The organism is Shewanella sp. DAU305 (genome assembly GCF_026802235.1).
In the GTDB taxonomy this organism is placed as follows: domain Bacteria; phylum Pseudomonadota; class Gammaproteobacteria; order Enterobacterales; family Shewanellaceae; genus Shewanella; species Shewanella baltica.
Window position 1 is genome coordinate 2,142,055 of sequence record NZ_CP113808.1, and the last position, 14,474, is coordinate 2,156,528.

At 45.6% G+C, this 14,474-nt stretch carries 11 protein-coding genes; 3 read left to right on the plus strand and 8 right to left on the minus strand.

What is annotated here, in order from left to right; all coding sequences use genetic code 11:
• Positions 1-194: 194 nt before the first annotated feature.
• Positions 195-2,300, minus strand: a complete 2,106-nt coding sequence (locus OX890_RS09140) for a multiheme c-type cytochrome (protein WP_011847245.1) — start codon at positions 2,298-2,300, stop codon at positions 195-197.
• Between the two features lie 542 nt (positions 2,301-2,842).
• Between OX890_RS09140 and OX890_RS09145 the strand changes: the two genes are divergently transcribed.
• The 3 genes from OX890_RS09145 (at position 2,843) to OX890_RS09155 (ending at position 8,444) form a co-directional block, all read left to right on the plus strand.
• Entirely contained in the window at positions 2,843-3,421 is a 579-nt protein-coding gene (locus OX890_RS09145) for a thymidine kinase (protein ID WP_006082333.1), read from the plus strand.
• A 428-nt stretch (positions 3,422-3,849) separates the two neighbouring features.
• Positions 3,850-6,927 (plus strand): transglycosylase domain-containing protein, encoded by a 3,078-nt coding sequence (locus OX890_RS09150; RefSeq protein ID WP_268650477.1) that lies wholly within the window; start codon positions 3,850-3,852, stop codon positions 6,925-6,927.
• A gap of 857 nt (positions 6,928-7,784) precedes the next feature.
• The gene (locus tag OX890_RS09155; RefSeq protein WP_268650478.1) at positions 7,785-8,444 is read left to right on the plus strand and encodes a hypothetical protein; all 660 of its coding nucleotides are present in this window, start codon (positions 7,785-7,787) and stop codon (positions 8,442-8,444) included.
• A 367-nt stretch (positions 8,445-8,811) separates the two neighbouring features.
• Here OX890_RS09155 and OX890_RS09160 read toward each other — a convergent pair whose 3' ends face one another.
• The 7 genes from OX890_RS09160 to OX890_RS09190 form a co-directional block, all read right to left on the minus strand.
• On the minus strand, positions 8,812-10,014 hold the full coding sequence (locus tag OX890_RS09160; RefSeq protein ID WP_268650479.1) for a PQQ-dependent sugar dehydrogenase: 1,203 nt from the start codon (positions 10,012-10,014) through the stop codon (positions 8,812-8,814).
• Positions 10,015-10,215: 201 nt separating this feature from the next.
• Positions 10,216-10,974 (minus strand): sulfite exporter TauE/SafE family protein, encoded by a 759-nt coding sequence (locus OX890_RS09165; protein ID WP_012089645.1) that lies wholly within the window; start codon positions 10,972-10,974, stop codon positions 10,216-10,218.
• Positions 10,975-11,206: 232 nt separating this feature from the next.
• Positions 11,207-11,524 carry a cytoplasmic protein gene (locus OX890_RS09170; protein WP_115334266.1) on the minus strand — a complete coding sequence of 106 codons (318 nt, stop codon included), beginning with the start codon at positions 11,522-11,524 and terminating at the stop codon, positions 11,207-11,209.
• Between the two features lie 38 nt (positions 11,525-11,562).
• On the minus strand, positions 11,563-12,165 hold the full coding sequence (locus tag OX890_RS09175) for a DJ-1/PfpI family protein (protein WP_268650480.1): 603 nt from the start codon (positions 12,163-12,165) through the stop codon (positions 11,563-11,565).
• A gap of 88 nt (positions 12,166-12,253) precedes the next feature.
• Positions 12,254-12,634, minus strand: a complete 381-nt coding sequence (locus OX890_RS09180) for a hypothetical protein (protein WP_268650481.1) — start codon at positions 12,632-12,634, stop codon at positions 12,254-12,256.
• A 277-nt stretch (positions 12,635-12,911) separates the two neighbouring features.
• Entirely contained in the window at positions 12,912-13,568 is a 657-nt protein-coding gene (locus tag OX890_RS09185; RefSeq protein ID WP_006082325.1) for a 3-oxoacid CoA-transferase subunit B, read from the minus strand.
• 114 nt (positions 13,569-13,682) lie between these two features.
• Positions 13,683-14,387, minus strand: a complete 705-nt coding sequence (locus tag OX890_RS09190) for a CoA transferase subunit A (protein WP_268650482.1) — start codon at positions 14,385-14,387, stop codon at positions 13,683-13,685.
• Positions 14,388-14,474 lie beyond the last annotated feature (87 nt).

Genomic DNA, 14,474 nt, shown 5'->3' on the forward strand with positions numbered 1-14,474 from the left:
ACTTCCTTTGAATTGTTGTTTTTTTAGGACTGTAACGTTAGTAACTTAAATGGGACTGAAAATGGCTTGTTATGGGGCTGTATCTAAATAAAAAGGAGTCCCGTGTTGATGAGACTCCTTTGGCGATTTCCTTGCAGGGAAAATAGGTACCGCTTTTTACTGACTATTTAATCATGCGATGATGAAATGATTAATTAGCGAGTAAACTTGTGGTATTTATCAATACCAGAGCTTCTACCTGTGTTATGACATACTGCACAGGATTCAGTCGTTGGTTGTTTAAACCAATCTGCCACGCTAGGAACGCTGATCTCACCACCGTTGCTCACCATGTGCGCTTTCGCAGAATCAATCGTATGGCAGGCATAGCAGTTTGCAGAAACAGGGCTGGTCATCTTGCTGCCGGGTTCTAAAATGTATTGATTTGGAATTTTATCTAAATCAATCGCTTTATCATGGCAGGCAACACAACTGGTGACAGGATTGATCGCCCCTGCACCGTTAGCCGCATTCGCTTGAGTTCCATCCGCTTTCATCTCACCGACTTTAGCGCCATTACCCCAGTGCCAGCTGTGAACCATAGGGCCAAAACCTGCGCCTAAAGCGGCTGATGTCCGCGCCATGCCGTTGTCATGGCAAGCAATACAGCCATTACCGCCGTCATCGAAGGCCCCATTTTTGTGGAACGCGGTGGCATCGTTATGACAAGTAGTACAGCTGTTAGCGCTCACTATCTCACGACGTTCGAAGCCAGAGACTTTTTGAGTCGTGACTGGGTTAACGACGTCTGAGTAGGCGGTAAAGGATACGCCCATAGAACCGTCATAACCTGTCGCTCTTAGGCTGCCATTACTTTGATAACGTTGATTGCCATCATATTCCATCCAACCTGCGGTACTGAATGTCACGCGGGCAGAGTAAACATAGTTAGCATTCACTGCGCTGATATCCGTCAGTAAGTGACAGATATTTTTAGTGCCGTCGGTGTTGTAACCATAGTAATAGTTAGTACGGTTTCCTGGGCGGCCCACTAAACTGCCATTGTCATAGGCGTGCAGATAGGCGCTGGCATAGACCAGCGGTTTCTTGGCATCAAACACCAGCGGATCTGAGTAGTTGAAGTTATCTTTGATACTAAAGATATTGCCATCAACATCCTTTACAGTAAGTGTTGTACACCAGCCTGGGGCGGCGACTGCGGCTGCAGCACCTGTTGGCGCATAGTGATCTGTTTTCGTTGATATATCATCGACTTTAACTGGGGCCGCTAATGTCACTTTGTACTTAGCGCGAATAGCTTGGCGTTCAGTAATACCTGACTTACCTTCATGCATAGTACGGACATCGGCACCATTACTTGGGATGATGACACCTGGCACACCACCGCTATCATGGCAATCGATACAACCGGGTCCTGCTACGTTGATGTTAGTTGGAGCTTCAACATGACAAGATGTACAGTTTTGTACTGAAAAGTCTTTAGTAAAATCTTGGTGATTAACATGGCCAATCTTAGACAGGGTGTTAGTCGCGTAGCCACCCACAGAGAAACCTTCCGCATTGACAGCGCCGCGACTCACTGAGCCGTGACATGCTAAACAGCCTTCTACGAAAGTGACTTCACCGTCCATACCGGTTGCAACATAGCTTGCATGGCGGCGAGGACTGGTTGCGTAATCGACGTGACACGAATAGCAACTATCGGTTGTGGTGGAATGAGTACCTTCGGGTTTATTGACAACTAAGGGGGCTGAACGTGCGATACCTGTTGCGCTATTGCCGCCAACGCGTAACCACACAATACCTTCAGTGCTCGGGTTTACCCCTAACATTGGGGCCACAAAAGTGTAGTGACCGTCGCCTAAAGAGGTCAGTGTGGCGCCTTCTGTCGCTTGAGTTGCCGCGCCACCAATATGCACATTGTCTGCAACGCCATTAAGATCACTTTCGGTACGGTTATTGATGAAACCTTTATCGGTTAACGCCGCGACTTTAGCCTCAGCGTTTTGCAGCCCGTTGATTAAATTATTATTCTCATCGGTAATTTCAAATTCGTAACTGATACTGCCTTCGCCAAAGCTGTAGTTGATCACTTTGACGTTCGTCAGCGTTGAGCTAGTGACTGGGGGCGGTGTTCCAGGTTCTCCGGGTGTGCCAGGCGTACCTGGTGTTCCCGGAATACCGGGCGTTCCTGGTGCGCCATCGACACCATCTTTGCCATCATCGCCACAACCAACAAGGGCACCAGTTAGTGCTAAAGCCACTAAGTATGCCAGTTTTCTAGAGGTGAAAATTCTCATCATTATCTCCATTTGATCCAATATGCGCATAAAGGACGGAGTGGAGCACTAAAGTTTGCAGGGTAGATTAGTGCTTTGACCGTTAGCTTTAATTTGCAAGCTATCGAATACTTTCTTTTTTTAAATTGAGCACGTTTTGTCTCGAATGAAATACTACTGTTAACGTTATGTTTGTTTTTTGAGCGCAACCCCATTAACACCTAATACTTTGGAGGTAGATCTCACTTTTGAAATTTAGCTTTGTTCACTATTTCCTTATAAAACAGTATTTAAGGTTAAATTAAGGTTGCGTTAACAAAATTTAATCATTTGGCTGCTGGTGATGGTTTTTATCGTGGAGAGCATTAAATAAAGTGGGCTGGAGATGTTTAACTCGACGATGGGGGAGTAAAACGCTGGATAAGTCGGCGCCGATGCAGAATTTCATGATAAAAGCTTAGTGGCTGCTAGTGTTCTGATGTGAAGCGCAATGTTAGACTAGCGCCCAATTTGGCTCTGGTGGCAGACGCGTAAGCGTTAACGTTTTTTAAAGGGTATAAGTCTTGGCTCAATTGTATTTTTATTATTCGTCGATGAACGCGGGTAAATCCACTTCCCTATTACAGTCATCCTATAACTACCGCGAACGCGGTATGAATACCTTGGTGATGACAGCCTCCATAGATGACAGATATGGCAAAGGTAAAGTGGCTTCGCGTATCGGCATTGAAACCGAAGCACAGGTTTTTAGTAGCCAAGATGATCTGACTCAGATGATTAGCGATGTGCATCAAGCCACGCCATTAAGTTGTGTATTGGTGGATGAGTGCCAGTTTTTGAGTAAAGAACAGGTAAAGCAGCTGACGCATGTGGTCGATAATATTGATATTCCCGTACTCTGCTATGGCCTAAGAACCGATTTCCAAGGTGAACTCTTTAGCGGCAGTCATTATTTATTAGCGTGGGCCGATAAGTTGGTTGAGCTGAAAACCATTTGCCATTGTGGCCGCAAAGCCAACATGGTGGTGCGCCTCGACGGTGACGGCAAAGTGATGCGCGAGGGCGAGCAAGTGGCGATTGGCGGTAATGAAAGCTACGAGTCCGTTTGCCGTAAACATTTTCGCGAGTTTATCTGGGATTAGTCTTTGCTAGCTGGGTATTGTTGGCGGCTAAATATTTTTTGTGTGGCTTATTGGCTCGTTCTGTTTCTGAGCCACAGTGTTTATGAGTCACATTGCTGCTGAGTCACAGTGTCGGCGAGCTTAATCGTTGAAAATACCTGTGTATCAACAAATTAAGACTTGGCGAAATTTACTCTTTGCTTAAAAATAGTATAAGTGGCCAGCTTAACATTAGCGTGAGTGAGTGGCGGTTGTGGATTATGGATACCACTCTTTTGGGTGAAACAAGGTTTGAGAAAGTGTGGATATACTATTCCACTATATAGATCGGATAGCTAAGGCCTAATAAACGTCATGGCTTAATGAGTTGATGTCTTGTTTTACTGAGTGGCAACGGATTTGCTGAGTTGCATGAAAGATATTTATTTTAGTGTTTTTTTGGAGCTGTTTTGCCTAATTCCCCGTCAGAGATGAAGTTCGAAAATTATCGTCCTCGTCCACCACAACCCGAACCTAAGGTGAAGGTTAAGACTCCGCGTAAAGCCAGATCAAAGGGCAGAGTCTGGTTCTTATTTTTTATTTTGATTTGCTGTATCGCATTATTGATTGGCCTTGAAGTGAAAACCTCGTTTTATCAAGCCAAATACATCAATCAATATGCTAAGACGCTCACCTATGAATTAGAAAACTCACCGAGCACAGCGGTGATTTATCCAAGTTATGGCCCCTTTGATGAGCGCCATGGTTATAGTAAGTTACCCCAGTATATCGACCGATTAATGCAACGGAATTTTCAGGTGACGCAGCAAGTGGCGTTTTCGCCTGCCTTGCAGGAATACGCGCAGCTGGGATTTTTCCCGCCTTATCACGAAAAGGCGCAATCTGGCTTAACGCTGCTCGATTGTCGCAATACCGATTTGTACGAGTTCGCCTATCCCAAACGGGTTTATCAGGACGACGATAAGATCCCCAATGAAATCGTTAATACCTTATTATTTATTGAAAACCGCGAGTTATGGACCACGGAAGATAAACTCAATCCCGTGATCGACTGGCCACGTTTTGTGGTGGCGGGGATGAGCCAAATTGCAGAGATGGTCGGCATGAATGTGTCTACCGCCGGTGGCAGTACGCTGGCGACTCAGATTGAAAAATTCCGCCATTCTTCCCAAGGCTTAACCTTAAGCATCAAGGATAAGTTATTACAAATTGGCTCGGCCAGTGTGCGCGTGTACCAGCAAGGTGAGAATACCGAACCCGCTCGTAAGCGCATCGTCCAAGATTATTTAAACACAGTGCCATTATCCTCGGCGCCAAATCATGGTGAAGTGCATGGTATTGGTGACGGGTTGTGGGCTTGGTTTGGCACCGATTTCGATACCGCAAACAAGCTGTTAGCATCGCCACAAATCAAGGGTAATGCCGCCAAGCGTGGACAAGTATTCCGCCAAGTGGTCGCGCTGATGATTGCCCAGCGTCGCCCTTCATACTATTTATTGCAAGGTCATGAAGATCTTGAAAATTTAGTCGATAGCCATATCCGCTTACTCGGCCAATATTACCTTATTGACCGTGGTCTGCGTGATGCCGCACTCGCGCAGAAATTGCAGTTTAGGGTCTCTAAGCCGCAACGAAATACGCAATCGGGCGCCGATAAGGGCGTGAATACAGTGCGGATTCGTACCGCGGGCATGTTAAATGTGGGGCTCTACGATTTAGACCGACTCGACTTAACAGTAAACAGTAGCTTACACAGTGATTTACAGCAGCAAGTGAGTCACTACTTGCGCAGCCTGGCGCAAGCGTCGACCGCAGAGCAAGTGGGTTTATTGGGCGAGCGTTTACTCGAGCCAAGCCAACTGCAAAACGTGCTGTATAGCTTTACGCTTTACGAGCGTACCGACACCGCCAACCGAGTTCGTGTGCAGACTGACAGTACCGACCAACCCTTTGATATTAACGAAGGCAGTAAGTTGGAACTGGGTTCTACCGCTAAATTACGGGTGATGGCGACCTATTTAGAAATCATCGCCGAGATCCACGAAAAATATTCGAAAAAACATGGTATTGAACTGGAATCTATCATTATCGAACCTAGGGATCACTTAACCCGTTGGGCGATTGATTACTTGATTGTGAATCCTGACAGACGTTTAGATCGCATGTTAGATGCGGCACTACAGCGGGAATATTCTGCCTCAACCAGTGAGCAGTTCTTTACCGGTGGCGGTTTGCATGTGTTTAATAACTTTAAAAAATCGGAAGATGTTAAAACGCCGACACTTTATCAAGCTTTGCAGGATTCGATTAACTTACCGTTTGTGCGCCTCATGCGCGACATAGTCAATTACAGCAGCAGTATGCAAAATGAGGGCAATATGGCCCAGTTGCTGCGTAACGATAAAGATCCGCGCCGCGACGAATACCTGCGAGTATTTGCCGATAGAGAGGGTAATACCTTCGTCACTAAGTTTTATCGCAAGTATAAAAAAGTGGCTGCGAATGAGCGTTTTGGGATGTTCTTCGACGGTTTATCCCAGTCGGAGCAACAATTAACGTCGGCGTATCGCTACCTCTTGCCCGATGAACCTATGTCGGCATTTAAGGCTTTTCTGCAGCAAAGATTGCCGCAGGTGAGTTATACCGATGGTCGTATTAAGAGCTTATATAACAAGTACGGCCCTGATAAATATAACCTGCCGGATCAAGGTTATATCGCACGGGTGCATCCGTTGGAATTGTGGGTGCTGGATTATCTTAATCACAATCCCGATGCCAATTTGAACGATGTGAAACAGGCGAGTGAAGCACAACGCCAAGAGGTTTATCGTTGGTTATTTAGGACGCGACATAAAAACGCCCGTGACGTTCGAGTGCAAGTGATGCTTGAAGTGGAGGCCTTCCTCGACATACATCAGCGTTGGGCGCGTTTAGGTTACCCCTTTGATGCTATGGTGCCATCCTTAGGTTCGGCGCTCGGCAGCTCGGGTGATAGACCTGCGGCCTTGGCCGAGTTGATGGGCATTATTCAGAATGATGGTTATCGTTTGCCTACCGTGCGTATCAATCAGCTGCATTTTGCCGCGGATACACCATACGAAGTGACGCTGCAGAATCAGAACACCCAAGGTGAGCGAGTCATGCGCCATGAAGTCGCGCAAGCTTTAAAAGCGGCGCTGGCGAACGTAGTGCAAAACGGTACCGCCCGTCGTTTGAAGGGCATTTTTACCGATGAAAAAGGCGAGATGTTAGCCATAGGCGGGAAAACCGGCACCGGTGATAACCGTATCGTGACTCAGATGCAGCAAGGTAAAAAAGTGGCGACCACCGCCATGAACCGCACCGCAACCTTCGTGTTTTATCTGGGTGATAAATATTTTGGCACTTTAACAGCCTTCGTGCCTGGCAGTAAATCCGATGATTTTAGTTTCACCTCTGCGCTACCATTGCAAGTGATGAAAGGCATGATGCCTATTCTGTCTCCCTATGTGAAAACCGAGCAGGGTATGTGCGTGGTAAACGAATAAAGGCAGTGATTTTCATGCCAAGTTTAATATCTGCAAATTAACAACCGCAAGCTAACCACAAAGAGTGTTCTTTAAGAACGCTCTTTGTTTTTTTATCGCTTAAACTATCTATCGATTCTTGTAGGAGGGTTATAACATCTCATACCAAGCGATAAAAATTTATTATGAATAATTAAATTGTCCGCCTAAATAGCAGTGATTTGGGCCGATTAACGGCATTTTTTGACTCGAAAATGCCCCAAAGCAAGGCCACTGAGTTACGCAGCATTAATTGTCATTGTTTCCCCAGTGACTCGCCATAAACTCGTCCCTGAGGGCTCTACTAAAACATCCATGTTTTAGAAGGTCACTGGTGCAACAATGCCAATCTTAACTAACACTTCTGCTGTTCGTTTAGCTAAAAAGCTATTGCCCCAAAGTTTGCTAACACTTGTTTGTTCATTTTGGCGTTTACGAACGAGTTGCCTTACAAAATCTAATCTATTGGCCCAACTTTTAACGCTTCGCTATAACAGCCAAAATCTGGACAGGTATACAGTCATATCTTAAAACGCCTGTTTTTGAGGACGTTGAGAGCAATATCCTTGCGAGATATCCCAATATGGATAATTTAAAGTCATTTAAAATCAGCGAGGTAAAAGCCTCAACGGTTAGATAATAGGTCTGGAAAATGCTCTTACGCGTTTGTACAGATGGTGTATTTGGCAGAATGCTGATAAGTTATTTACATACAGACAGTTAACTGCGCGTTCTTTCACGGAACTACGCGCATGCGCACTAATGAAATGTTATACGATTCGAGGGGTAGTATGCGGAAAATTGCTTTTTTCCTAAGAGTTTTCGAGAACGAACAATACATGAATGATTTTCTCGATGGTAAAATTTATATGAACCGACTTTCATATTTTCCGAGCTTAGAAGGGGATGAGGAAGATAATCGGGCTGATCCTCGGGAAGGATTAGCCGCAATATGGCAACCAAAAGATGTGACTATTGAAGTTAATGGGCGTGTATTGACTTCGATCGCTGGCCCAATCGAATCACGACAAATCAAAAATAAATATTTACATTTATTTTGTTTATTTACTGGTGCTACCTCAGAATCTCATTTATTAAATCCAGCAGATAACATACAAGCAATGCAGGCTGATTTTAATGTTCCAGAAAAGTGTACAAAACTTGGTGAATACTATGTTGTTATACATAACACAAAAAAATTTATAGACAGAATGGTGGCAGCAATTAGAAAGGCTGGTTACGGAGATTCGGCTAAAGCAGGAATGGTAACATACTATGACCCTGAAATTTTTACTGGTGAATTTGGAGATCGAGCTGCATTTTATAAAACAAAAAATCTCTCACATCAAAAAGAATATAGATTTGTAGTTGATACCAAAACAGAGGATGAAGCGCCATTAATATTAGATATCGGTGAAATTAGAGATATTGCTCATATTTCAGATACATGGGATGTCAAGGTAAATATTGAAATTATCCACGACGAAAAAATCGTATAACAAGCGCCTGAAACAGACGACTAAAGCTGTCACATTATTTTTAAAATAACAGCAAAAAACTGTGCCAGCACGCCGCAGGTTAGGCGGGCGTTAGTCTATAGAAATGTTTATCCGAAGCCCACTGATTAGAGTAATAAAACTAACTCACTTTTGTCCAAAAATGAGTTATCTTGAGTATGAAACTTTAATACTCAATTGCTGTTCGATTTATGCACCTAAGCGCAGATGAGTATGATGCTTTATTTTTCCACGTATTCAATCTGATGCTGTAGAATCAAGCACATGTGACGATTCAGTATCGAACTTTATTCCTCTCCCACCATTGAGCTTGTTGCACTGGTTAAAAGACAGTGGTTAAAGAGGGTGCTTAAGATTGATGCGGTGAGATTTGGTAAATTTTTGATTTTGCTTCATCGGTCACAAGATAAATTAACCCATCAGGCCCTTGCACGACTGAGCGTAATCTTTGCCCCAATTCATTTTTTAGCAGCCGTTCTTCTTTAATAATCTTGTCGCCATCAAGCACTAAACGTACTAGCGTTTTTTCCTTTAGGCTGGCGAGTAAAATATTATTTTGCCACTGCGGAAATTTATCGCCCGTGTAAAACATAAAGCCCGCCGTGGCAATTGAGGGAACCCATTTGTAGACGGGTTGCTCCATTCCAGCCTTGTGGGTGCCTTCGCCTATTTTGCCGCCGCCGTAATTCTCACCATAGGTAATTACAGGCCAGCCATAGTTTTTGCCCGACTCATCAATATTGAGTTCATCGCCGCCCTGGGGCCCATGCTCGCCCGTCCACAATACTTTGCTGACGGGATTAATCGCCGCGCCCTGCATATTGCGGTGACCAATAGACCAGATCTCGGGTAAGGCGCCAGCCGTATTGACGAAGGGGTTATCCTTAGGCACTGAGCCATCGGCATGAATACGCACCACTTTGCCTAAATGATTGTCCAATGTTTGTGCGCTATCTTTTTCGCTGTAACGATCGCCAAGTGTGATAAATAAAGTGCCGTCAGGCGCCCACACCAGACGGGATCCAAAATGATGGCCGCTGTTGATTTTAGGTTGCTGACTAAAAACGCGGCTGAGATTTTCAAGCTTGTTACCATTGAGCGTGGCAAAACTCACCGCTGTGCTATTGAGATCGCTTGCATCACCTTCAGCGGGTTCTGAATAACTGAAATAGATTTTTTTGCTGCTGGCAAAATCTGGAGCAAGCACCACATCGAGTAAACCACCTTGGCCCTTGGCATATAGCGGTGGTAAACCCGTCAAGGGTTCACCTATTTTACCTGCGGCGCTAACAATGCGCATTCTGCCGGCGCGTTCAGTCACGAGCATGCTGCCGTCGGGTAAAAATGCCATACCCCAGACATTTTCTAACCCTTGGGCTATGGTTTTTACCTGAATGTTACCCGTTTCCGTTTTGACGCTAATGGTTGCAGCACTAGTGTTTTGCACGTAAATAGCGGGTGAGCTTGCAACAAGACACAGGGCAAGACTTAAGGTGCTCAGCTTCAAGGTCTTTAGCTTCAAGCTGCTTAGTTTAAAGGTGATCCGTTTCATCGCTATCCTTAGTCACAGTGCTTTCCTAAATGATGGCTCAGAGTAACAAGCCAGTAACCTAAGGGCAATTTCTCGATGTGACCTTGTATCTAAACTCACTGTCTTGTTCCCTTGATTCCAAGAACTGCGCGTTGGCTAATGCATTCAAAGGCTAACGTATTAAAACCTTATGTATAAAACCTTGTTTCACGCATAAACAGCTCAGCGCATGAAAAAGCCTAAGGCCATCGCTAAACCGACAATCACAATAAAGCCGCGCAGCAAGGGCTGTGAAATACGATAGGCCAGCGCCGCGCCGACATAGCCGCCGATAATCGCCATTACAGCAAGCAGCAACAGATATTGCCCATCGATAACATTGCCCGCGGCATAAACCACAACGGCGATGGCGGTGAGTAGGGCAGAAATGAGATTTTTAAGACCGTTCATCCCATGTAGATTGGTCTGGCCCATCAGCCCAAAGCTCGCGAGCAGTATGATGCCTAAGCCACCATTAAAATAACCACCATAGATACACACGGTCGACAGCATTATCAGTGCTGTCATCGGACTTAACATTGGCGTAGAGGTGTTTTCGCCTTGCTCAGCGATTCTTCGTTTGAGTAACCAAGGACCAACAATAAAGGCCGCGGTGGCCAGTAAAATCAGCCAAGGGATCAGTTTTGCGAAGACTTGCTCGCTGGTGGTCAGCAAAATACCTGCGCCAATACTGCCGCCGATAAGGGCAATCAAGATCAGATGCTTAAGGCTAAGACTCGCCGGATATTCGATATCTTTTCTAAAGCGCCAAGCACTGGCGATATACCCGGGCAGTAGCGCGGCAGTCCCCGTTGCATTCGCCGCAATCGGTGGAACCCCGACAAACACTAACGCCAAAAGGGTAATAAAACTGCCACCACCGGCAACCGCATTGAGCATGCCGCCTAAAAAGCCAGCGAGTGCAATAATAAGCCAGTCCATAGATACCGCTCCTTTGGGCAATGAGAGAGTTAAACAGAGAGTTTATTTGAGTGCTAAGAATGAGTCTGTTCTCGTGAGTCAATCTAAGTACGTCACCCTAACAGGATGATTTCGATATTGAAAGTCGAGCAATGATTCGTTACATAATCGAAAGTCGCGTAATGGATAGTCACACTGCCATTCGTAAATGTGAACACACAGAATGAGTGAACAGGCTTTTACTTGCTTAGTGCTAGGGGACTTGATCCCAAACACCAGACATAAAAATAACTGTAGCTATGGCTACACTTTGCTCGGTAAAAACATCTTCTCCCCAGCAGTTTTGCCCACGTTCTTGATAGTAAACTTCAAAGGTACTGAGCATAGGTGTTTGAATACAGTACCAACCATCGAAGGTATTCTTGGCAAAATGCACCCAATGCTGCGCATCGGCAGTTTGGATTTGCTGAACGAGTAATTCATTTTGCGACAGCAAAGCTGCAAGTTCACTCTGGGTGGTGATCTGGTGCTCGGCTTTTACTGTCCCGAGAAGATTTTTCAGTGTAATCACGCAGTCCCTTGCTTCTGGCTGCGAACCTGAACCACTCGCTAGCGAATTGCAGCTGCTATTGATGATTGGATCAGCGTCTCATAAATATCAGCTTGACCTGCTGGAATAAGCTGTCTGTGAATTTCGCGGCGTTTTGCACTGTCGAATAAGCGCTCAGCGACCCAGCCGGTTAAGTAGAGTGAGGACAGGCAGCCACCCGCGGTGGCAATATTGCCATTGATAACCAGAGCACAGTCTTCTACATCGACGCCCATGGCCACTAATGCGGGTTTTGCATCGGGGTGAGTCGTTGCCGAGATATTGTCGAGTAAGCCTAATTTGGCAAAGAAGAATGACCCCGCGCAGATACTGCCAAGCAATTGCCGTGTGGGATCTAATTTAAGGGCGGACATAAACTCAGGATCAGCAAGTGCGGCAGGCACGCCTTTGTAGCCACTGCTAAATAACACTACGTCGGCATCAGCGACTTCGGCCACATGACCATCGGTTGCAACCATCATCCCCAAACTCGATCTGTGGCTAGGTTTGGTCCCGAGTACTTTCACATTCCAGTCTGTTTTTGTCCTGCCGAGGATGTCACGCATGAGGAAAAAATCGATATCGGTAAATTCATCAAATATCACAATTGAAATCTGGTACATAAGCTTTCCTTTGGCTTTGTGCTGATAGTTGTTTTAGATACGCTTCTTGAATGGTGCAATTTATACCATTATTTGGCGATTTTTAGGGTTAAGGCTTTTTCGATTTTGCGGGTAAGTGATGCCAATTAACTACGTATCGATATAGGGCTAAACACTGCGGAATGGTCAGCATTAGGATGATCACATAGCCGATGTTTGAGCTTATGTCTGGTGGATTTGTCGTATTACTGGCCCAATTGATGCCTACATACATCAAGCTCCATACGCAGAATATGGGGAAGAATCGTTGCCACACTTTTTGTGAGAAAAACCGTAATTTATAGACTTGGCCTTGAAGGCCAATCAATCCCTGCAACATCACCAGCCAATTGATAAAATCGTACCAAGCGACAGTGGACATCATAGCCGCGCGGTAATTCATGATTAATTGCAGTACACAAAACCAGAAATAGATCCTCCATGCCCGCATACCGCTCTCCGTGTTATCCATAACCTACAATTTGCCGTGTATTATCGCTTTTTTAAGAGGTAATTTACTGAAATATAGCGGGTTAATCAGGTAATTCATACTAATGAATGAGTGGTGCAATTGACTAGGATTAGCTCTCAAGTCGCAGCGCTAGCTAATTGCTAGATAAACAAAAAGCCCAGAATTATCTTCTGGGCTTTTAAGGTATAAAACTTAGTGCATCAAACTGGAGCATTGATGCTAAGAAGCAAACTTAAACTCTTAGGTTAGAGAACGCTTAAAACACCATTTCTGGTACATGCTCAGGTACGATTAATTTGCCAGCAGTTTTGCTGACGATTTCTTCTACGCTGACACCTGGGGCGCGCTCTAGTAGATGGAAAGCGCCATCTTTGATTTCGATAAAGGCTAAATCTGTGACGACGCGTTTAATGCAGCCGTAACCAGTCAGCGGCAATTCGCATACGGGCAGTAGCTTAGAATTACCGTATTTATCGGCGTGCATCATAGTCACAATAATGTTTTCAGCGCCGGCGACTAAATCCATCGCACCGCCCATGCCTTTGATGAGTTTGCCGGGGATCATCCATGAGGCGATAGAGCCATTCACATCGACCTCAAAGGCGCCGAGCACGGTTAAGTCCACATGGCCGCCACGGATCATGGCAAAGCTTTCCGCCGAGGAGAAAAACGACGCGCCTTTGACTGCGGTAACGGTTTGTTTGCCCGCGTTGATTAAATCGGGATCTATGGTGTCTTCGGTAGGGAATTCGCCCATGCCGAGTAGGCCATTTTCCGATTGCAGCATGACTTCCATGCCGCTTGGGATATAGTTAGCGACCAGTGTTGGAATACCTATGCCGAGGTTGACGTAGTAGCCATCTTTTAATTCTTTGGCGACGCGCTGAGCCAGTTGTTCTCTTGATAATGCCATGATATCTATCCTTTCTATTTGGCTTTGACGCTTTGGCCTTTACCCTTAGTTTTTACTTTAGGGAGCTAAGTGCCAATTGCGTTAACTGTGTTTCAAGGTTTCTGCCAGCGCCTTTTATTTCGCGGCTTTTACCGTGCGCTGCTCGATACGTTTCTCGAACCTGCCTTGAATAACGCGGTCAACATAGATGCCCGGCGTGTGGATATGATCTGGATCTAGCTCGCCCGGCTCAACAATAAACTCGGCTTCAACCACAGTGATTTTGCCCGCGGTCGCCATCATAGGGTTAAAGTTGGCGGCGGTTTTACGGAATACGAGATTACCCATGGTATCGGCTTTCCATGCACGCACTAAGGCAAAATCTGCGGTCAGCGACTCTTCTAACACGTAATGGCGACCTTTGATTTCGCGGGTTTCTTTACCATCAGCGACTGGCGTGCCGTAGCCTGTAGCGGTGAAAAATGCCGGAATACCTGCGCCGCCTGCGCGGATCTTTTCCGCCAGCGTGCCTTGGGGCGTTAAAATCACGTTCAGTTCACCAGAGAGCATTTGCTGTTCAAAGGTGGCATTTTCGCCCACGTAAGAGGCGATCATAGTGGCGATTTGGCGATGTTTTAACAGTAAACCAAGGCCAAAGTCGTCAACGCCAGCGTTGTTTGATATCGCCGTTAAACCGTTAACGCCCATCTTAACCATTTGATTAATGAAGCCTTCGGGAATGCCGCACAGGCCAAAGCCGCCAACCATAATGGTCATGTCGTTTGATAAGCCGTTTAACGCTTCTTCATAGCTGCTGACGACTTTATTGAGTCCTGCCATTGTGATGTCCTTTTATGCTGTATAAAACGCGCGGGAAATAACGCGCGTTTTTAATAACGGTTGTTGGTGTCGTTAATTATTGTTGTT

Coding starts and splice junctions, on each gene's coding strand:
- OX890_RS09160 (WP_268650479.1), bottom strand. CDS start 10,014: ATGAAACGGATCACCTTTAAACTAAGCAGCTTGAAGCTAAAGACCTTG.
- OX890_RS09155 (WP_268650478.1), top strand. CDS start 7,785: ATGAATGATTTTCTCGATGGTAAAATTTATATGAACCGACTTTCATAT.
- OX890_RS09180 (WP_268650481.1), bottom strand. CDS start 12,634: ATGCGGGCATGGAGGATCTATTTCTGGTTTTGTGTACTGCAATTAATC.
- OX890_RS09190 (WP_268650482.1), bottom strand. CDS start 14,387: ATGGCAGGACTCAATAAAGTCGTCAGCAGCTATGAAGAAGCGTTAAAC.
- OX890_RS09175 (WP_268650480.1), bottom strand. CDS start 12,165: ATGTACCAGATTTCAATTGTGATATTTGATGAATTTACCGATATCGAT.
- OX890_RS09140 (WP_011847245.1), bottom strand. CDS start 2,300: ATGAGAATTTTCACCTCTAGAAAACTGGCATACTTAGTGGCTTTAGCA.
- OX890_RS09185 (WP_006082325.1), bottom strand. CDS start 13,568: ATGGCATTATCAAGAGAACAACTGGCTCAGCGCGTCGCCAAAGAATTA.
- OX890_RS09165 (WP_012089645.1), bottom strand. CDS start 10,974: ATGGACTGGCTTATTATTGCACTCGCTGGCTTTTTAGGCGGCATGCTC.